An 18,235-nucleotide genomic window follows, 5' to 3' on the forward strand; every position below is an offset into this window, starting at 1 on the left:
CGTATCGTTCCCCAGTCGGCTACAGCTTCCGGCCGATCTCCAGGAACTTGACCGCGCGGCGGTCGCGGATCTCGTCCGGCGACAGGCCGTCGAATTCGGTGAGCGCGCTGGCTATCGCCTGTCCGGCGGCGGCCGTGGCGGCGGCGCGGCCGCGATGGGCGCCGCCCGTGGCCTCGGGCACGATGGTGTCGATGATGCCGAGCCGCAGCAGGTCCTGCGCGGTGATCTTCATGGCGGTGGCGGCGTCCGCCGCCCGGCCCTGGTCGCGCCACAGGATCGAGGCGGCGCCCTCGGGCGAGATCACGCCGTAGATCGCATGCTCCATCATCAGCACGCGGTTGGCGGTGGCGAGGGCGATGGCGCCGCCGGAGCCGCCCTCGCCGATGACGAGGGCGAGGTTGGGGACGCCGAGCCCGAGGCAGGCTTCCGTGGAGCGGGCGATGGCCTCGGCCTGGCCGCGCTCCTCCGCCTCTATGCCGGGGAACGCGCCCGCCGTGTCGATGAAGGCGAGGACCGGCAGGCCGAACCGGTCGGCCATCTCCATCAGACGCACGGCCTTGCGGTAGCCCTCGGGCTTCGCCATTCCGAAATTGTGGTGCAGGCGCGTCTCGGTCGAGTGGCCCTTCTCCTGGCCGATGACGCACACCGACCGGCCCCGGAATCGGCCGAACCCGGCCACGATGGCGGCGTCCTCGCCGAAGGCACGGTCCCCGGCGAGCGGCGTGAACTCGGTGATGAGATCGGCGCAGTAATCGACGAAGTGCGGCCGCTGCGGATGGCGGGCCACCTGGGTCTTCTGCCACGGGGTGAGCGAGGCGTAGATGTCCGACAGGGCGGAGGCGGCCTTGGCTTCGAGACGCCCGACTTCCTCGGAGATGGACACGGCGCCGTCGCGGGCGCCCACCGCCTTCAGTTCCTCGACCTTCGCCTCGAGTTCGGCGACGGGCTTCTCGAAGTCCAGGTAGGAGCGCATCACCGTCATCGGTCTCAAGGTCCATCCCAATCGCGGGCGCCGGGGTTTTGGGGACCCGGTGCGGTGCGGGGTGTTGGCGAAGGCCGGGCGGGTGTCAACCGCGCGGGGTCAGGCGAGGGGGCGGGTGGCCGCGTCGAGCCAGGCCCGCGTCGGGGCGTCGAGGTGGGGGCCGAGGGCGTCGCGGACCCGGGCGTGATAGGCGTCGATCCAGGCGCGCTCGGCCGGGCCGAGGAGGTCCACGGCGACGAGGCGGCAGTCGAACGGCGCCAGGGTCAGGGTCTCGAAGCCGAGCATCGGGCGCTCGCCCCCGGGGATGGCGCGCGGCTCGACGAGGACGAGGTTCTCCAGGCGGATGCCGTACGCCCCGGCGCGGTAATAGCCCGGCTCGTTGGAGAGGATCATGCCGGCCTCCAGGGGCACGGTGCCGGTCTTGGCGATGCGCTGCGGGCCCTCGTGCACGGAGAGGAAGGCGCCGACCCCGTGGCCGGTGCCGTGGTCGAAGTCGAGGCCGGCGTCCCACAGGGCGGCGCGGGCGAAGCCGTCGATCTGCGCCCCCGTGGTCCCCTTCGGGAACACCGCCCGCGCGATGGCGATGTGACCCTTGAGCACCCGGGTGAAGCGGTCGCGCATGAGGTCCGTGGGCGGGCCGACGGCCACCGTGCGGGTGATGTCCGTGGTGCCGTCGGCGTATTGCGCGCCGGAATCGATGAGAAAGAGTTCGCCGGGCCGGACCCTTCGGTCGGTCTCGCGGCTCACCCGGTAATGCACGATGGCGCCGTTGGGGCCGCTGCCCGAGATGGTCGGGAACGAGACGTCCCGCAGCACGCCGCCCTCGCTGCGAAAATCCTCCAGGGCTTCCACGGCGGCAATCTCGGTCAAGCCCTCCGCCCCATCGAGCCAGGCGAGGAAGCGGACCACCGCGACGCCATCGCGAAAATGGGCGGCGCGGGTGCCGGCGATCTCGGCTTCGTTCTTCACCGCCTTCAGGGCGGTGATCGGGTCCGGGCCGGTCTCGGCCACGCCGCCGGCAGCCTCGATCCGAACCTTCAACGCGATGGCCGCCGTGGCGGCGTCGAGGCGGATCGTCCGGCCCTTCGCGAGCCCGTCGAGGGCGGTCTCGAACGCCGAGCGGGGCCGGAGGTCGGCGACCGGCGCCAGCGCCGCCCGCAAGGCGGGGGCGATGTCGGGCGAAGCGAGGAACAGGGTCGGGCGGCCCTCCAGGGGCAGGATCGCGTAGCCGAGCGCCAGGGGTGTGTGCGCCACGTCGGCGCCGCGCAGGTTGAACGCCCAGGCAAGGTTGTGCGGATCGGAGATCACCAGGGCGGCGCACGCGGCCTTAGCGAGGGCCGCGCGGATGCGGACGAGTTTCTCGGGGATCGCCTCGCCGGCGAGCGCGAGGGGATGAGGCACCACGGGGCCGGCGGGCGCGCCGGGCCGGTCGGCCCATACGGCATCGACGGGGTTGGCGGCGACGGCGCGCAGGGTCGCCCCGACCTTTTCGGCGACCCGCGCCAGGCGGGCGACGCCGTCCGGCGTGTGCAGCCATGGATCGTAGCCCAGCACCTGGCCGCGCGTGAGATGAGCGCCGATCCACGCCTCGACATTCGTCTCGGCGAGTTGGACCGGGGTGATGACGGCGGTGTCGACCTGGGCCGGAGCCTGGAGGGTGTAGCGCCCGTCCACCACCAAGGCGGCGGTGTCCGTCAGGATCACCGCCGTGCCCGCCGAGCCGGTGAAGCCCGTGAGCCAGGCGAGGCGCTCGGCCCCGGGCGGCACGTATTCCGACTGGTGCTCGTCGGCGCGGGGCACCACGAACCCGTCGAGCCCCTCCGCCGCCAGGATTGTTCGCAGGGCCGCGATGCGTGCGGCGCCCGCGCGGTGACTGGGATCGTCGAAGGTCTGGAAGCGGACGCGCGTCATGCGGCCAGGGTTACGCCGGGCGGTTCAGTGCGGCAACCATCCGCGCAGGGGCCGGGGTGCGGCGCCGCCGCGCTTGAGCACCAGGGTGGCCCAGCCCTCAATGAGGCCGTGGCGGGCGAGATGAAAACCGCGGTGGCGGTAGGTCGAGAGCACGCCCGGCACGTCGCGCTCGATGAGGCCCGAGAGGATGAGCACGCCGCGATCCGCCACCACCGCCGTGAGCGAGGGCGCGAGGCCCTTCAGCGGGCGGGCCAGGATATTGGCGAACACCACGTCGAACCGGCGCGGCCGGGCGGCGAGCGCGTGGCGCACGCCCGGGCCCTGGTAGAGCCGGAGCGTCGGGCCCAATCCGTTGAGGCGGGCGTTGCCGATGGCCGTCGTCACCGCCTCGGGGTCGAGGTCGCCGGCGATGACCGGGGTGTGCAGGGCTTTGGCCGCCGCGAAGGCCAGGATGCCGGTGCCGGTGCCGACATCGAGGACGTGGGCCGGGCGGCCGCGCTTCAGCACGTCGGCCAGCGCTCGCAGGCAGCCCAGCGTCGTGCCGTGGTGGCCGGTGCCGAAGGCCAGCGCCGCCTCGATCTCGATGGCGAGATCGTTGACCCGCACGGTGTCGCGGTCGTGGCTGCCGTGGACGAGGAAGCGCCCGGCCCGCACGGGGTTGAGCCCCTCGAGGGAGGCACGGACCCAGTCCTGCTGGTCGATGGTCTCGAAGGTCGCCGCATCGGCCTGGTCGCCGACCACGGGCCGGATGAGGTCGCGGACCCACGCCTCGTCGGGCGCGTCGGCGAAATACGCCTCCAGGCGCCAAGTCCGGCCGTCCTCCGCCTCGAAGGCGGCCACCGCCGTCTGCGTCGGGTCGAACATCTCGCCCAGCAGGTCGGTCATCGCCTTGGCCGCCCCCTCGTCCGTGAGGAGCCGGAGCACGTGGGTCGGGCGGTGGGGGGGAAGGCCTTCGAGCATGGACGAGGGCTCTAACATCCCGGGCGATGCGTCGCCACTGTCGCGAAAATCTTACGGAACGGGGGCGGAAGTTCCGCGTTTGTCCTCGCTTCCCGGAGTCGCTTCGATCATCGCGGGTGCCCGTGTGCGTATGAAAATCAAGAGAACCGGTGCGCGAACGCCGGTGGTCATGGCGGAAATGTCCAAGTCCCGCAGGCGCCTCGCCCGCGGACGCGCGGGGATTCTCGACGCCGAGGCGCTGACCGCGCCGGTGCCGGGGCCCATGCTCGTGCTCCTCAGCCGCCTGCATCGCTCCGAGACCTCGCTGCGCGACGAGGACGAGCGTCAGTCCTGAGGCGGCCTTCGAAGGGTTGGCCCGGGTTCGCCAGCTCCGACGCCTGAAGTTGCGCGCGCCGTCGCCGGCGGCGCGGGCCCATGGGTCGCATCGTGGGCAGCGCCCGTTAAACCGCGTAGCTTGGCGACCGATCCGCGATCCGCCGCGCCCTTACCCCGGACTGCGCCTTGGACATTCCCGGCCTCGCCCTCGGCCTCACGCCCGACGAGTGGACCGCCATCGCCCTCAGCCTGCGAGTGGCGGCGGTGGCGACGGTGGCGAGCCTCGGTCCCGGCCTGGCGGTCGCCTGGCTGCTGGCGCGAAAACGCTTTCCCGGGCGCAGTCTCCTCGACGGGCTCGTGCACCTGCCCCTGATCCTGCCGCCGGTGGTGACGGGCTATCTCCTGCTCCTCGCCTTCGGCCGGCGCGGCACCTTCGGGGCGGCGCTGGCCGAGGCCGGCATCGTGCTGTCGTTCCGTTGGACCGGGGCGGCGCTCGCCTGCGCGGTGATGGGGTTCCCCCTCATGGTGCGGGCCATGCGCCTGTCCATCGAGGCCGTGGACCGGCGGGTCGAGCAGGCGGCGGCGACCCTGGGGGCCTCGCCCTGGGCGGTGTTCCGCACCGTGACCCTGCCGCTCGCGCTCCCGGGCGTGCTCGCCGGGGCGGTGCTGGCCTTCGCCAAGGCCATGGGCGAGTTCGGCGCCACCATCACCTTCGTGTCGAACATCCCTGGCGAGACCCAGACCCTGCCCTCGGCCATCTACAGCCTGACCCAGGTGCCGGGCGGCGAGGCCGGGGCGCTACGCCTCACCCTCGTCTCCGTGGCCCTCTCCATGGCGGCGCTCCTCGCCTCCGAACTCCTGGCCCGGCGCCTCGCCCGCCGGCTGGGGGCCGGATGAGCCTCCGGTTCGAGGCCGCCCTCGCGCGCGGCGCCTTCCGGCTCGACGTCGCCTTCACGGCGCCCTCCGGCCTCACCGCCCTGTTCGGGCCCTCGGGCTCGGGCAAGACCACGGTGATCGATTGCCTCGCGGGCCTCGCGCGGCCCGACCGGGGCCGCATCGTCGTCGACGGGCGGACCCTCCTCGACACGCAAGGCGGCATCGCCATCCCCGTCCATCGCCGCCGCATCGGCGTGGTGTTCCAGGAAGCCCGGCTGCTGCCGCATCTCAGCGTGCGCCAGAACCTCGATTACGGCCGGCGGTTCTTCGCCCGCGGCGACGCGGAGAGCCCCGGCCTCGGCTTCGACGACGTGGTCGGGCTGCTGGGCATCGGCCATCTCCTGGCCCGCCGCCCCGCCGGCCTGTCAGGGGGCGAGGGCCAGCGCGTCGCCATCGGCCGGGCGCTGCTGTCGCGCCCGCGCCTGCTCCTCATGGACGAGCCGCTCGCCGCCCTCGACGCGGCCCGCAAGGCCGAGATACTGCCCCTCATCGAGCGCCTGCGCGACGCCGCCGGCCTGCCCATCGTGTATGTCAGCCACGCCGTGTCGGAGGTGGCGCGCCTCGCCGACACCCTCGTGGTGCTGGAGGCCGGGCGCGTCGCCGCCGCCGGCCCGGCCGAGACCCTGCTGCGCAGCGGCGAACTCGGCCCCGAGCACGCCGCGCAGGGCGGCAGCCGCCTCGACATGGTGGTGGCCGGGCACGATTCCGCCTCGGGCCTCACCCGGCTCTCCGGTGCCGTCGGAACCTTGAGCGTCCCCCGCCTCGACCGCGCCGTCGGCACGGCGGTGCGCCTCCTCGTGCCGGCCCGCGACGTGCTGGTGGCGATCGAGATCCCCGTGGGCCTCAGCGCCCGCAACGTGCTCGCCGGGACCGTGCGGGATCTCGCGCCCCTCGGGGACGGGGCCGTGCGCGTCACACTCGCGTGCGGCGGCGTGGCGCTGGCCGCCCGCCTCACGCAGGCCTCCGTGCGCGACCTCGCGCTCACGCCGGGCCGCCCGGTCTTCGCCGTGGTGAAGAGCGTCGCGTTCGATCCCCAGGGCATCGGCACCGGCGGGAGTACAGGCGGGAGTACCGCGCCGGTGGAGATCTGAAACGCCCGCCCCGATTCTTAAGATTCGATGGATGGCCGCAACGCTCCCTTGACGACACACGCACGGACCGGTGGGCGGGGACGATTCCTTAAGACTCGATTCAGGCCCCGCGCGTTCACTGGTCTCTCGGACTGGTATCCTGTCATCCAAGGAGGCGCGGGGCGAACGATGCAGATCTCGACCATCACCGCGACCCCGGCGTTCCGGGGACCGGGCGCGGGTCCGGCCCCCGTCGCCCCCGTCGCCGCGCCGGAGCCCCTCGCGCCCGCCGTGCGCGTCGACATCCGCAATCCGGAGCGTGACGCGCCCCGGCCGGAGCCGGACGCGGCGGTGACGCCGAACGAGGCCCGCGTCCGCATCGACCGGGACACCCGCACGGTGGTCTATCAGGAGGTCGATCCGGCATCGGGCGACGTGGTGATCCAGCTGCCCGATCCGGTGATCCTCAAGGCCCGCGCCTACGCCGAGCAGGCGGCCGCCGCCCGCGCGACCACCGAGCGCCCCCTCGACCGGACGGCCTGACGGGGCTCCCGAGCCCTGCGCATCCCCGACGCGGGCGGCGCTTCGGGGTCGCATCCGCCGGCGGGAGGCCTATATCGGAGGAAGCCCCGCCCGATCGCGAGACCGCCCCCATCCATGCTGCCGCCCATCGAGACCATCATCGAGAATTTCGGAATCCTGGACGAGGGACCGGACCAGATCGAGTACCTCATCGAACTCGGCCGCGCCCTGCCGCCGTTTCCGGAGGATCTCCTCACCGAGCACAACCGGGTCCACGGCTGCGAGAGCCAGGTCTGGGTGGCGTCCCGCATGGACGAGGCACAGGAGCCACCGCGGCTGAGCCTGCGCGGCACCAGCGATTCCACGGTGACCAAGGGGCTGATCGCCCTGGTGATGGCCCTTCACGACGGCAAGACGGCGCAGGAGATCGGCGCCGTCGACGTGTTCGGGGTGTTCAAGGAGATCGGGCTCGGCGCCCACCTCACCTCGAAGCGGTCCAACGGCGTGCGCGCCATGGCCGAGCGCATCCATCACGACGCGGCCCGGCTCCTGGCGGCGTGAGCGTCGCATCGGCCGGGCCCGTTCGAACGGATGCGGAAAATCAGAGCGCCGCAGCGTCCCGCCACAGGCGCATCCGGCCCCGGTCCGGCCCCACGGCCTCGCGCTCGAAGCCGTAATGTTCGGCGAGACGCGCCAGCGCGATGCGGGCCACCACCTTGGCCGAGCGCGCCGGCCAGCGCCGCTCGGCCTCGATGCGCTCCAGCCCTTTCAGGAAGCCGCAGAGGTCGATGAGTAGGCCCGAGAGGTCGCTGCCCACGGCGGCCAGGGCCGTGCGTACGCGCTGGCGCGCCGCCAGCATGGCGTCGGAGGCGCTCGACGGATCGCGCGGCCCCGAGCCGTCGACCTTCGGCCCGCTCCAATCCGCCCCCATGCGCGGCATCATCACCGCCCGGGTCAGGTCGCGTCGCAGGCGTTCGCCGGCCTCGTAGCAGGCGGCGTCGATGAGCGGCACGCCGTCCCGGTCCCGGCGCCGGGCCATCCATGCCAGCGGGCTCTCGGCGGCGTCGCGTAAGGGACGCCCTTCGCGTGCGCCTTGCCGGGCGCCACCCTCGCCGACGAGGTCGAGGTGCTGGGCGAGGTAGGGCGGATGGGTGCCCGCCCGCTCGCGCCGCAGGCGGGCGAGCCCGGCCGGGCTGAGGGTGAGGCGCGCGTTGCGGCCGGCCGCCCGTTCCGCGAGGTCGGCGGACAGGAGCGCCGCCCCGGCTGCGGCGGGAAAGCGCCCGGCCCCGAGGGACACGCCGGCTCCGCCCACCCGCACGATGAACCCGCCCTCCGTGCCGGCGCCGTCCGCCATTGGATCGGGCAGCGCGTAGGCGCCCTCTTCGGCCAGGGCCGCGAGGAGGCGCCTGGCGTCGCGCCCGAGAACCGGCGCCAAGCCGGCCGGACGGACCGTAGTGCGGGAAGTCGACGCAACGGATCGAATTCTGTTCATGATTTGTTCCACGAATAACGCGGGCTAGCTCATCGCCCTGCAACCCATGGTAAAGGATATAAGTCCTAGATCAAGCCCGATTTCCCATTGCCTGGACATGATTCTCCGGGCGGATGCTGTGGCTCCGCCCGGTGCGAGGCATCGCCTCGAAGTCGCCGCCTCGACGGCAAACCTTCGTGCGATGCCGGACCGCCCTCAGGCGGCTTCGTCGTAGTTTCCGTTGCGGGTCTGGCCGAGGCCGATGGCCTTGGCGAGGTCGGACCGGGCCTTGGCGTAGTTCGGGGCGACCATCGGATAGTCCGGCGGCAGGCCCCACTTCGCACGATACTGCTCGGGGCTCATGTCGTACTTCGCGCGCAAGTGACGCTTGAGCGACTTGAACACGCGTCCGTCTTCCAGGCAGATGATGTGGTCCGCCGTCACGGATTTCTTGACGGAGACCGCCGGCTGCTGCGGAGCGGACGGAGCCTTCGGCTCCTCCTGGCCGCTGCCGATCTGGATCAGCGAGGCGTGGACCCGGCCGATGAGCTGGGCCAGCTCCGCCGGGGGAACCGGGTTGTTGCTCACGTAGGCCGAAACGATGTCGACCGTCAGTTCCACGTAATCCACCGAATTTTCAAATTCAGTCATAGTCTTAGCGTTTCCTTAAATGCACAGATCCCCCCGGGACGAAAAAGCCCGATCGGTCTGGCGCCCAATGCCTCGATGGGTTGATGATGGTTTGCAGCATCAACGTCCGCCCTCCCGAAGGAGTGTAATCTATAGCGACGCACCCTGCCATGGGACGGGAAGCAATTAATCATTCCTCCAGCGCAGGACAAGGCAGTCGAAACCATCTTGCGTCGCGCCGTTGCACTGAATAATAATTCATCGAACACAATTGCACGGACACATCTGCACACGGCGCGCAATGTCCTGAGCTGTACAATCATGTACTTTTCAGCTCATTCTCGGGAGCCGCGAGGGCTCATCGCGGCGACGAAACGGCTTGCCGTAACGGTGAATCGTCTTGCCCCCGCGAGCCCGCGTCCGCTCCGATCGTCCCCGGTCCAGGGCTCCGTCCCGGTCGGAGGCCCCTTGCCGGCCCCCTCCCGGCGCTGCACATGGCTGTGACGAGTGGCGGGCACGCCGGTTCGATCATGCGAAGCATGCCCGCCCCGCGCCGCGCCAGCCCGATCCGAGGATTTTGGCCATGGTAACCGACCGTATTCCCATCACAGTTCCGTCAGCGGCACCGGTGGCCGAAGCGCGGCCCCATGCCTTCACGATCCACGGCCGCACGATTACCGACGATTACGCCTGGCTCAAGGCGGAGAACTGGCGCGCCGTCCTCAAGGACCCGGCTGCCCTGCCGGACGAGATCGGCGCCTACCTGAAAGCCGAGAACGCCTACGCGGACGCCGCCCTGGAACCCGTCGCCGCCCTGCGAAAGACCCTGGTGGCCGAGATGCGCGGGCGGATCCGCGAGGACGACAGCGGCGTGCCTGAGCCCGACGGGCCGTTCGCCTACTACACCCGGCACCGCGACGGCGGCCAGCATCCCCTGGTGTGCCGGCGGCCCCGCACCGTGGTGGTGATCCCGGGGCAAGGCGCCGAGACCGCCGCCGAGGGCGGCCCCGAGGAGGGCGAGGTCATTCTCCTCGACGGCGACCGGGAGGGGGCGGGTCTGGCCTTCTTCGAGATCGCGGCGGCTGTCCATTCCGACGACCACGCGCGGCTGGCCTGGAGCGCCGACACCAACGGCTCGGAGTTGCACACCATCCGGGTGCGCGACCTCGACACCGGCCTCGATGGCCCCGACCGCATCGAGGCGACCACGGGCGAAGTGGTGTGGACCAAGGACGGCAGCGCGTTCCATTACGTCGCCCTCGACAGCAACCACCGCCCGGCCCGGGTCCTGCGCCACCGCCTCGGCACCCCGCAGGCCGAGGACGTGCTGCTCTACGAGGAGCCGGATTCGGGCTTCTTCGTCCACATCGAGGAGACCCAGTCGGGCGACCACCTCGCCATCACGGCGAGCGACCACGAGACCTCGGAGGTCCGCCTCCTCGACCGGGGCGCCCCCGATGCGGCGCCCGTGCTGGTGCAGCCGCGCACGCCCCTGCTCATCTATTCCGTCGAGAACTGGGGCCCTCACCTCTTCATTCTCACCAACGCCGACGGGGCGGTGGACTTCAAGATCGCCACCGCCCGGATCGAGGCGCCCGGCCGCGAGAACTGGACCGACGTGGTGCCGCACCGGACCGGCGTGATGATCCGCCACCAGCACATCATCGCCGAGCACATCGTGCGGTTGGAGATCGAGAACGCCCGGCCCCGCATCGTCGTGCGCGACATGGCGGGCTCCGAGCACGTGGTGGCCTTCGCCGAGGAGGCCTATTCCCTCGGGCTGCAGCCCGGTCACGAGTTCGAGACGGCGGTGATCCGCTTCACCTACTCGTCGATGACCACGCCGGCCGAGACCTACGACTACGATTGCGTCACCCGCTCGCGGCAGCTGCGCAAGCGCCAGACGATCCCGAGCGGCCACAAGCCCGAGGACTACGTCACCCGCCGGCTGTTCGCCACGGCGCCGGACGGCGAGACCGTGCCTGTCTCGCTCCTGCACCGGCGCGACCTCGTCCTCGACGGATCGGCGCCCCTGCTGCTCTACGGCTACGGCTCCTACGGCACCCTGATGCCGGCGGCGTTCCGCACCAACCTGCTGTCCCTCGTCGATCGCGGCTTCGTCTACGCCATCGCGCACGTGCGCGGCGGCACCGAGAAGGGCTGGAACTGGTACCTCGACGGCAAGCGCGACAAGAAGCCCAACACCTTCTCGGACTTCGTCGCATGCGGACGGGCCCTGATCGAGGCGGGCTACACCCGCTCCGGCAACATCGTCGCCCATGGCGGATCGGCCGGCGGCATGCTCATGGGGGCGGTGGCCAACATGGCGCCGGAGCTGTTCGCAGGAATCGTCGCCGACGTGCCCTTCGTCGACGTGCTCAACACCATGCTGGACGGCGACCTGCCCCTGACCCCGCCGGAATGGCCCGAATGGGGCAACCCGGCCGACAGCCTCGCCGCCTTCGAGACCATCCTGTCCTACTCGCCCTACGACAACGTGGCGGCGAAAGCCTATCCGGCGATCCTGGCGCTCGGCGGCCTCACCGACCCGCGCGTGACCTACTGGGAGCCGGCCAAATGGGTCGCGCGCCTGCGGGCCACCATGACGGGCGGCGGCCCGGTGCTCCTGCGCATCAACATGGAGGCGGGCCACGGCGGTGCGGCCGGCCGCTTCGACCGCCTGGAGGAGGTCGGCCTGATCTACGCCTTCGCCCTGATGGCGGTGGGCCGGGCGCAGGCGTAGGACACGCTCCGCCGTGGCGGGCGCCTGTCCCGGCGGCGTGTCCTCGGTACGTCGGACAGGAGCCCCCGCGCGACAGATACAGCCGTGGAATCTCAATTCCACGGCCTCTTCGACGCTCTTTACCATGAAAACATTGGCAAACAGTCAAGCAGCTTTGTTTTTGTTGATAATCAAGCTTTCGCGCAGCGTTAATCTTGCGGGAACATGGAGAGGTCACTTATGTCCGATGCTGGAAAAGATCTTTTGGCGTAGGGTTTCACATGTTGAATCCGTTGGTCCGGCGTATCTTCAGTCCCGGAAAGTTCGAGCGCGTCCTTGCGGAACGGCTCACCGAACCCCTTCACGTAAACATCGCTGCGGCGTTCGTGGCGTTGTTTGGAAGCTTTCGTCGGAAGGTCGACTTCGATCTGGTGATCCGGCCGCAATACGCCTTCCCGATCCTGCGCGCCGCCGACCTCGCGCGCGAATGGGGCTATACACGCCTGACCATCCTCGAATTCGGCGTGGCGTCCGGGGCGGGGCTTCTCAACATCTGCCGGATCGCCGAGAACGTGACGAAGGCCACCGGCATCACGTTCCGCGTCGTCGGCTTCGACACCGGCACCGGAATGCCGCCGCCTATCGACTACCGCGACCTGCCGGAGATCTATCAGGCCGGTGACTTCCCCATGGACGTCGAGCGCCTGCGGAACAACCTCCCGATCAATTGCGAGCTGATCATCGGCGACATCGCCGAGACCCTGCCCCGCTTCCTCGAGACCGTGACGGCGGATGCGCCGATCGGGTTCGCGTCCATCGACGTGGATTACTATTCTTCTGCCAAGCAAGCCCTGGAAATCTTCCGCGGCTCACCCGATAAATACCTCCCCCTTCTGCCGATCTACCTCGACGACGTCGGCGACATCACGGTCAACCCCTGGGTGGGGGAGGCCCTTGCGGTCAACGAATTCAACACGGAGAACGAGCTGCGCAAAATCGCGCCCTGGACGATGCTGCGCGCACGCCGCCTCTGCAAGAACGCCAAGTGGATCGATCACATCTTCGGCGTCCACATTCACGATCACAAAATCCGTACACCAGGCGGCCGGGTCGGGCGTCGCCTGACTATCGACAACGAGTTCATCGGAGTCGCCTTCAAGGACGCGCCCGCAGGCGAACGGCCGAAGGCGGCCTGAGCGGCCTGAGGCTACGCCTCCCGATTGGGCTTCGGCCGCGCGCGGCGCGGCTTGGTATGGAGCATCGGCAGGTCGCCCTCGGATAATCCGAGTCGGCCGATGGGGGCTTGGTGGTCGATGCCCCCGTGAGGCCGCGGCCAGTTGTACCTGGAGTAGAAGGCCGAGCGTTCGTCTCCGCGTTGATCGGACGTGTCGTGGGCATGGGCATAGGCCGGTTTCGCGCAGGAACGTCTGGACGACGCGCTCGGTCTTGCCGTTGGTCTTCGGGGCGTCGCGCCGGTTGCGTTTAGGAGCGGTGCCGCCCCATCCCCAGGCTCTGGCTTAGCGCCTGGATTTGACGCCCGCGGCCCCTGCCCATCGGGTGACGCCCGATCCCCGGAGATGAGGGAGATGAGAATGACGGCCCTGACGACCCGCCTCCACTGCGACCACCTCCACCTGCGCAGCCGCGATGCCACCGCGGCCGGCGCATTCTACGTCGACAAGCTCGGAGCCCGCGAAGTCGGGCGCGAGGGTAGCCCGGTGAGCCGGGTGATCCTCGACCTCGGCGGCCTGACCCTGTTCATCGAACAGGCGCCGGAGGGACTGCCCCCCGCCGCGCCGGCGCCGCATCTCGGCATCGAGCACATCGGCCTCGGCGTCCTCGACATCGACGCGACCTACGCCGAGCTCCGCCGCCGGGGCGTCACCATCGTGTCCGGCATCACCGACGTGCGTCCGGGTCTGCGGGTCGTCTTCATCGAAGGGCCGGACGCGGTCCGCATCGAGTTCCTGCAGCGTTCGGACCCGAACTGACCGGGCCGCCGCGCTCTGGCAAGGCACCGCCCCGCCGTCCTATCGTGCGGCCCGCCTGCCAGGGAGACCCGCACCCATGACCAACCGCCGCTATCGCATCGCCGTCGTGCCCGGGGACGGCATCGGCAACGAGGTCGTTCCCGAGGGCGTGCGCGTCCTCGAGGCGGCGGCCCGGCGCCACGGCTTCACCCTCGACCTCGACTGGTTCGATTTCGCCTCGTGCGATTACTACGATAAGCACGGGCGGATGATGCCCGAGGATTGGAAGGACCGGATCTCCGGTCACCGGGCGATCTTCTTCGGCGCCGTCGGCATGCCCGCGCGGGTGCCCGACTACATCTCGCTCTGGGGCTCGCTGATTCAGTTCCGGCGGACCTTCGACCAGTATGTCAGCCTGCGCCCGGCCCGCCTGATGCCGGGGGTGCCGTGCCCCCTCGTCGGCCGCAAGCCCGGCGACATCGACTTCTACGTCGTGCGCGAGAACACCGAGGGCGAGTATTCCAATGCAGGCGGGCGCATGTTCGCCGACACCGACCGGGAATTCGCCATCCAGGAAACGATCATGACCCGCCACGGGGTCGACCGCATCCTGCGCTACGCCTTCGATCTCGCCCAGACGCGGCCGAAGAAGCATCTCACCTCGGCGACGAAGTCGAACGGCATCTCCATCACCATGCCGTACTGGGACGAGCGCGTCCGGGCCATGGCGGGACACTATCCGGACGTGCGCTGGGACCAGTACCACATCGACATCCTGGCGGCGCATTTCGTGCTGAACCCGGACCGCTTCGACGTGGTGGTGGCCTCGAACCTGTTCGGCGACATCCTGTCGGACCTCGGGCCCGCCTGCACCGGCACCATCGGCATCGCGCCGTCGGGTAACATCAACCCCGACCGGAGCCAGCCGTCCCTGTTCGAGCCGGTGCATGGTTCGGCGCCCGACATCTTCGGCCAGGGCGTCGCCAACCCCATCGGGCAGATCTGGTCGGGCGCGATGATGCTCGAGCACCTCGGCGAGACGGCGGCCGCGGCCGAGATCGTCTCGGCCATCGAGCGGGTCCTCGTCGAACCGGCGCTCAGGACGCGCGACCTCGGCGGCCGGGCGACCACGGAGGCCTGCGGCAAGGCCGTCGCCGACGCCCTCGGCTGAGGCGCCGAGGCCCCGAACGGGGGATGTCGGCGCCTCGGTCGAAGGCGAGGCATCGGCGGCCCCCTGAACCGCCGTCCCGGATGCGCGATCCGGGACGAGGTCCTAGCGGTTGCCGAGGGAGGGGCCGCCGGACGCGCCGCCGGTGCCGGGCGGGCCGCTCGTCGGGGTGCCGCCGACGTTGACGCCGGGGGTGCTGCCCGGAACCGAGGCCGGGCTCGGATTGCCGACGACGTTCGGGGCGGGGCGCAGGGGGCGGTCCTTCGCCTGCATCCCCGCGTCGGGCTCCAGGGCCGGCGTCATCACGCCTGTGTTGCCGGCGCCGCCCGTCGGGGCCACGGGCTGGGCCAAGGCGGGGCTGGCCGCGAGAATCGCCGCGAGGGCGGCGGTGAGGGCGAGGCGGGTCATGGAAGGCCGTTCGTTCGGTGGCGGGTGGTCACGCAACAGCCGAGACACCCGAGAGTTCACGGGCCGCCGCCGGAACCCGGTGGACCCAGGTGCGGTGGACGCGGGTTCCGAGGATCCTCGGGTCCGGAGGCCAGTTGTCGGGCCGGCGCGGGGCTGGCATGGTCGCGCCATGGCCACGTCCCCACCCCCGCGCTATTCCGCCGCCGAACTCATCGAGGAGCTGCGCGAGGCGGCCGAGGAGATCGCTCCCGAGCTCAACGGCATCCGGCCCGAGGAGACCCTGGAGGGCGAGGCGGCCCAGACCCTCGAGGAGATGGCCGACGCGCTCCGGCGCATCGTCGCCGGTGCGCCCCAGCCCCAGGCCCTGGCCCGGGCCGCCCTGGAGGCCAAGGCGCCCCTGAAGCCGTTCGGCAAGCCGAAGAACACCGTGGTGAAGATGCAGAAGCCCCGCCGGTAGGGGGGCCCCGCCCAGCGGGCCGCGACGCGCCGCCCAATGGGCCGCGGCGCCCCGCCCGGCGCACCGCGAAGCCCCGCTCAGCGGGCCGCGACGGCGTTGGCTTCGCCCGACAGGCCGGCGAGGCTGCGCGCCGTGACCTCGAAGGGGGCGTTGCCGAGGCCGGGGGAGCGGTAGAGGTAGGGCTGGCCCCACGGGTCGGTCAGGCCCTTGGCGTCCCGCACGTAGGGCCCGCGCCAAGCGACGCTGCCGGCGGGTGGCGCCACGAGGGCGGACAGGCCTTCGTTCGTCGTCGGATAGGTGCCGAGGTCGAGGAAGTAGAGTTCCAGGGCCTGGCCGATGTTCTTGATCTGGATCCGCGCGGTTTCACCCTTGGCGCGGCCGAGGTAGCCCAACACCTGTGGGGTCACCATCGTGGCGATCATTCCGATGATCGCCAGGACGACCAGGAGCTCGACGAGGGAGAAGCCGGCTTCCCCGGGGTTGGGCTCCCCGTCGTCGCGGATCGATTGCATCTGTACTTCCATCGTCCCAGCACCCTTGAAGCTATAGGCTCAATCTGCCGGAACTTCATGAAGACTCTGCTGATCGACACGGATACCGATTGCTTAAGTTTTCCCGTTATCGTCCCCGATGAGAGATGGGCGGCGGACGAGTCGTCTCCGGCGGGCCGGGAGGACTTCCAGTGCGGATGCGGACGGATCAGGGGCGCCCCGTGGCGATCCGTGCCCTCGTGGGGGCCTGCACCGGAGCGGTCTGCCTCACGGTCTGCGGGCCGGCCCTGGCGGACGCCCTCGTCATCCCGCTACCGCTCAGGATTCCCCTGCCCGAGCCGCTTCCGCACGTGCGGCTCCTCACCCTCCTCGTCGGCCTGCACCTCATGGGGCTCTGCTTCGGCCTCGGCGGCGCGACCATGCTGGATTTCTGGATCCTGCGCTGGATGCGCTGGGGTGGAATGCCGGCCGAGATCGAGCGCACCTTCCACTTCATCAGCAAGGTGGTGGCGGTCGGGATCGGCCTGCTGTGGCTGTCGGGGCTCGGCTTCCTCGCCCTCTACGCCCTGGAGGCGCCGGAGAAGCTCGAGAACCCCAAGCTCTGGGCCAAGGTGGTGGTGGTGAGCGTGCTGACCGTCAACGGCCTGATGATCCACGCCCTCGTGCTGCCGGGCGTCCTGCGCGACGTGCGCCGGCCGATGCTGCACGGCGTCTCCCGGGGCCGCACCGCCGTGTTCCTGGTCTCGGGGGCGGTCTCGGGGGTGTCGTGGTACACCGCCTTCGTCCTCGGCCTCATGCGGGAACTGAACGCTGGGGTCGCCTTCGGCCTCCTCATCGCGCTCTGGCTCGCCGCCGCCGTCGCCGCCTCCCTCGGCGCGGGCCTCCTGTGGAAGAAGCTGTGCCGGCCGGGCCGCCGCGCCGCCTTCCTGGAGATCCTCGAACCCGAGGCCGATCCCCTCGCCACGGTGCAGGACGCCGTTCCTCCGCAAGCCTCGCGCTTCTCGCAAGCCCCATCCGTCTCGCAAGGCCCGTCTCTTTCGCAAGGCCCGTCCCTTTCGCAAGGCCCGTCTCTTTCGCAAGGCCCGTCCCTTTCACAAGGCGGCGCTCCCAAGCGTCGAATTCCCGAGCGGGCGGCGGCACCGCGCATTCCCCCCGGCCAGTTCGTCACCGTCGGCCGGTCCCCGGCCACGGCGGCCTGACGCCGCGTGGTCCCCTTCGACACGCCGCTGATCGTGGCCCTGCTGCCGCTGCCGATCACCGTGGCGGTGGCGGTGATCGACGGGCGCCGGCGCATCATCCCGAACCGTCTCAACCTCGCCCTGCTGGGCCTCGGCCTCGCCGTGACGGCGGGGCGGGCGCTGGATGGCAACTCGTCGGCGGTTTCCTGGGCGGTTTCCTCGGCGGTCGTCTCGGCCCTGGCGCAGGGCCTCGCGACGGCGGGCCTCGCCTTCGCCGTCCTGTGGGCCGTGCGCGCCGCGCATGCGCGTCTCCGCGGCCGCGTCGGCCTCGGCCTCGGCGACGTGAAGTTCATCGCCGCGGGCGCTGCCTGGACCGGCCTTGCCGGCCTGCCCGCGATGATCCTCGCGGCGAGCGTCCTGGCCCTCGCCGTCCTGGCCGTCGCGGCCCTGCGCGGCCGGTCCATCGACGGGGCGACCCGGTTGCCCTTCGGCCCGTTCCTCGCCGTCGGCCTCCATGCGGCCCTGCTGATGCAGGCGTTCGAGGCCCTGCCCTGACGGGGACCGGCCGGGGCGCCGGTTGTCAAAGGCCGCCCGAGCCGTCAGGCTGACACGCACGGTCATCCAGTCCCGGCGCCCGGAGGCGCATGACGGAGCCAGGATGAGGATTGCCGAATGATCGAGTTGTTCGACCGTGAGGGTCGCGAGACCGCGTTCTGTCGCGACGGTCAGTCGATCTATCTCTGGAACGGCACGCCGGCGGCGTTCATCGATGCGGACGAGGTGTTCGCCTATTCCGGCCGCTCCATCGGTCTGGCCCGAGACGGATGGATCTGGGACGAACACGGCGAGCGGCTGCTGTTCGAGTTCGACGCCGTGGGTGGACCGGCCAAACCCAAGCGCCGGACCAAGACGGCCGCCGGACCGCGCCGCGCGAACCCGGCGCGCGGCATCCCCGTGCGGATGCCGACGCGGCCGGCCCCCTCGGCGGCGTGGTCCCGCCACGCCTTCGCCGACCTGATCTGACCCGCCCGGCCCACGCCCCGA

Annotated in this window: 20 protein-coding genes; 13 read left to right on the plus strand and 7 right to left on the minus strand. The window is 70.9% G+C overall.

The features are described 5' to 3' along the window. Positions 1-19 precede the first annotated feature (19 nt). The 3 genes from ASF27_RS09920 to ASF27_RS09930 all read right to left on the minus strand — a co-directional run bounded on the left by ASF27_RS09920 (position 20) and on the right by ASF27_RS09930 (position 3,853). Positions 20-973: an acetyl-CoA carboxylase carboxyltransferase subunit alpha gene (locus ASF27_RS09920; protein ID WP_200918741.1), complete on the minus strand. Its 954-nt coding sequence runs from the start codon at positions 971-973 to the stop codon at positions 20-22. Positions 974-1,081: 108 nt separating this feature from the next. Next, on the minus strand, positions 1,082-2,893 hold the full coding sequence (locus ASF27_RS09925) for an aminopeptidase P family protein (RefSeq protein WP_056359632.1): 1,812 nt from the start codon (positions 2,891-2,893) through the stop codon (positions 1,082-1,084). Positions 2,894-2,917: 24 nt separating this feature from the next. Next, on the minus strand, positions 2,918-3,853 hold the full coding sequence (locus ASF27_RS09930) for a 50S ribosomal protein L11 methyltransferase (RefSeq protein ID WP_056260793.1): 936 nt from the start codon (positions 3,851-3,853) through the stop codon (positions 2,918-2,920). 169 nt (positions 3,854-4,022) lie between these two features. On the opposite strand from ASF27_RS09930, the gene ASF27_RS09935 reads away from it, so the two are divergent. The 5 genes from ASF27_RS09935 to ASF27_RS09955 all read left to right on the plus strand — a co-directional run bounded on the left by ASF27_RS09935 (position 4,023) and on the right by ASF27_RS09955 (position 7,257). Continuing rightward, positions 4,023-4,187, plus strand: a complete 165-nt coding sequence (locus ASF27_RS09935; RefSeq protein WP_244476621.1) for a hypothetical protein — start codon at positions 4,023-4,025, stop codon at positions 4,185-4,187. Positions 4,188-4,354: 167 nt separating this feature from the next. Continuing rightward, entirely contained in the window at positions 4,355-5,065 is a 711-nt protein-coding gene (modB, locus tag ASF27_RS09940) for a molybdate ABC transporter permease subunit (protein WP_244472973.1), read from the plus strand. Continuing rightward, the gene (gene modC / locus ASF27_RS09945) at positions 5,062-6,195 is read left to right on the plus strand and encodes a molybdenum ABC transporter ATP-binding protein (RefSeq protein ID WP_056359635.1); all 1,134 of its coding nucleotides are present in this window, start codon (positions 5,062-5,064) and stop codon (positions 6,193-6,195) included. Before modB ends, modC begins: the two co-directional genes overlap by 4 nt. Before the next feature lie 168 nt (positions 6,196-6,363). Beyond that, positions 6,364-6,717, plus strand: coding sequence for a hypothetical protein (locus ASF27_RS09950; RefSeq protein ID WP_056170438.1), 354 nt, complete (start codon positions 6,364-6,366; stop codon positions 6,715-6,717). Between the two features lie 114 nt (positions 6,718-6,831). Then, a complete protein-coding gene (locus tag ASF27_RS09955) occupies positions 6,832-7,257 on the plus strand; it encodes a SufE family protein (protein ID WP_056260797.1) in 426 nt (141 codons plus the stop codon). A 40-nt stretch (positions 7,258-7,297) separates the two neighbouring features. Here the strand turns inward: ASF27_RS09955 and ASF27_RS09960 are convergent, their stop codons facing one another. Continuing rightward, the gene (locus tag ASF27_RS09960; RefSeq protein ID WP_056359639.1) at positions 7,298-8,131 is read right to left on the minus strand and encodes a DUF6456 domain-containing protein; all 834 of its coding nucleotides are present in this window, start codon (positions 8,129-8,131) and stop codon (positions 7,298-7,300) included. Between the two features lie 252 nt (positions 8,132-8,383). Further along, positions 8,384-8,818 (minus strand): MucR family transcriptional regulator, encoded by a 435-nt coding sequence (locus ASF27_RS09965; protein ID WP_056359642.1) that lies wholly within the window; start codon positions 8,816-8,818, stop codon positions 8,384-8,386. 562 nt (positions 8,819-9,380) lie between these two features. Here ASF27_RS09965 and ASF27_RS09970 point away from each other — a divergent pair. The 4 genes from ASF27_RS09970 (at position 9,381) to ASF27_RS09985 (ending at position 14,660) form a co-directional block, all read left to right on the plus strand. Next, a complete protein-coding gene (locus ASF27_RS09970) occupies positions 9,381-11,540 on the plus strand; it encodes a S9 family peptidase (protein WP_056359644.1) in 2,160 nt (719 codons plus the stop codon). Positions 11,541-11,905: 365 nt separating this feature from the next. Further along, positions 11,906-12,715, plus strand: coding sequence for a hypothetical protein (locus tag ASF27_RS09975; protein ID WP_210166267.1), 810 nt, complete (start codon positions 11,906-11,908; stop codon positions 12,713-12,715). A gap of 396 nt (positions 12,716-13,111) precedes the next feature. Next, complete coding sequence (locus ASF27_RS09980; protein ID WP_056359649.1) at positions 13,112-13,510, plus strand: VOC family protein; 399 nt, start codon at positions 13,112-13,114, stop codon at positions 13,508-13,510. A gap of 76 nt (positions 13,511-13,586) precedes the next feature. Beyond that, positions 13,587-14,660, plus strand: a complete 1,074-nt coding sequence (locus ASF27_RS09985; protein ID WP_056359651.1) for a tartrate dehydrogenase — start codon at positions 13,587-13,589, stop codon at positions 14,658-14,660. Between the two features lie 102 nt (positions 14,661-14,762). Here ASF27_RS09985 and ASF27_RS09990 read toward each other — a convergent pair whose 3' ends face one another. Continuing rightward, positions 14,763-15,065 (minus strand): hypothetical protein, encoded by a 303-nt coding sequence (locus ASF27_RS09990; protein WP_056359653.1) that lies wholly within the window; start codon positions 15,063-15,065, stop codon positions 14,763-14,765. Positions 15,066-15,234: 169 nt separating this feature from the next. Between ASF27_RS09990 and ASF27_RS09995 the strand changes: the two genes are divergently transcribed. Next, positions 15,235-15,522: a hypothetical protein gene (locus ASF27_RS09995; protein WP_056304545.1), complete on the plus strand. Its 288-nt coding sequence runs from the start codon at positions 15,235-15,237 to the stop codon at positions 15,520-15,522. Positions 15,523-15,599: 77 nt separating this feature from the next. Here ASF27_RS09995 and gspG read toward each other — a convergent pair whose 3' ends face one another. Further along, the gene (gene gspG / locus ASF27_RS10000; protein WP_056170473.1) at positions 15,600-16,046 is read right to left on the minus strand and encodes a type II secretion system major pseudopilin GspG; all 447 of its coding nucleotides are present in this window, start codon (positions 16,044-16,046) and stop codon (positions 15,600-15,602) included. 164 nt (positions 16,047-16,210) lie between these two features. Here gspG and ASF27_RS23075 point away from each other — a divergent pair, with 164 nt between their 5' ends. From ASF27_RS23075 to ASF27_RS10015, 3 genes are all read left to right on the plus strand, one after another. Then, complete coding sequence (locus tag ASF27_RS23075) at positions 16,211-17,212, plus strand: hypothetical protein (RefSeq protein ID WP_244480963.1); 1,002 nt, start codon at positions 16,211-16,213, stop codon at positions 17,210-17,212. A 6-nt stretch (positions 17,213-17,218) separates the two neighbouring features. Beyond that, on the plus strand, positions 17,219-17,746 hold the full coding sequence (locus ASF27_RS10010) for a prepilin peptidase (protein ID WP_056359655.1): 528 nt from the start codon (positions 17,219-17,221) through the stop codon (positions 17,744-17,746). 117 nt (positions 17,747-17,863) lie between these two features. Further along, the gene (locus ASF27_RS10015) at positions 17,864-18,214 is read left to right on the plus strand and encodes a 4-fold beta flower protein (protein ID WP_056170479.1); all 351 of its coding nucleotides are present in this window, start codon (positions 17,864-17,866) and stop codon (positions 18,212-18,214) included. Positions 18,215-18,235 lie beyond the last annotated feature (21 nt).

This window comes from Methylobacterium sp. Leaf102 (assembly GCF_001422425.1).
GTDB lineage: Bacteria > Pseudomonadota > Alphaproteobacteria > Rhizobiales > Beijerinckiaceae > Methylobacterium.

Bases quoted from the DNA above. Each gene is read 5' to 3' on its own strand.
- ASF27_RS09920 (WP_200918741.1), bottom strand. From the start codon at position 973: ATGCGCTCCTACCTGGACTTCGAGAAGCCCGTCGCCGAACTCGAGGCG.
- ASF27_RS09925 (WP_056359632.1), bottom strand. From the start codon at position 2,893: ATGACGCGCGTCCGCTTCCAGACCTTCGACGATCCCAGTCACCGCGCG.
- ASF27_RS09930 (WP_056260793.1), bottom strand. From the start codon at position 3,853: ATGCTCGAAGGCCTTCCCCCCCACCGCCCGACCCACGTGCTCCGGCTC.
- ASF27_RS09935 (WP_244476621.1), top strand. From the start codon at position 4,023: ATGGCGGAAATGTCCAAGTCCCGCAGGCGCCTCGCCCGCGGACGCGCG.
- modC (WP_056359635.1), top strand. From the start codon at position 5,062: ATGAGCCTCCGGTTCGAGGCCGCCCTCGCGCGCGGCGCCTTCCGGCTC.
- ASF27_RS09950 (WP_056170438.1), top strand. From the start codon at position 6,364: ATGCAGATCTCGACCATCACCGCGACCCCGGCGTTCCGGGGACCGGGC.
- ASF27_RS09955 (WP_056260797.1), top strand. From the start codon at position 6,832: ATGCTGCCGCCCATCGAGACCATCATCGAGAATTTCGGAATCCTGGAC.
- ASF27_RS09965 (WP_056359642.1), bottom strand. From the start codon at position 8,818: ATGACTGAATTTGAAAATTCGGTGGATTACGTGGAACTGACGGTCGAC.
- ASF27_RS09970 (WP_056359644.1), top strand. From the start codon at position 9,381: ATGGTAACCGACCGTATTCCCATCACAGTTCCGTCAGCGGCACCGGTG.
- ASF27_RS09980 (WP_056359649.1), top strand. From the start codon at position 13,112: ATGACGGCCCTGACGACCCGCCTCCACTGCGACCACCTCCACCTGCGC.
- ASF27_RS09985 (WP_056359651.1), top strand. From the start codon at position 13,587: ATGACCAACCGCCGCTATCGCATCGCCGTCGTGCCCGGGGACGGCATC.
- ASF27_RS09990 (WP_056359653.1), bottom strand. From the start codon at position 15,065: ATGACCCGCCTCGCCCTCACCGCCGCCCTCGCGGCGATTCTCGCGGCC.
- ASF27_RS09995 (WP_056304545.1), top strand. From the start codon at position 15,235: ATGGCCACGTCCCCACCCCCGCGCTATTCCGCCGCCGAACTCATCGAG.
- gspG (WP_056170473.1), bottom strand. From the start codon at position 16,046: ATGGAAGTACAGATGCAATCGATCCGCGACGACGGGGAGCCCAACCCC.
- ASF27_RS23075 (WP_244480963.1), top strand. From the start codon at position 16,211: ATGCGGACGGATCAGGGGCGCCCCGTGGCGATCCGTGCCCTCGTGGGG.
- ASF27_RS10015 (WP_056170479.1), top strand. From the start codon at position 17,864: ATGATCGAGTTGTTCGACCGTGAGGGTCGCGAGACCGCGTTCTGTCGC.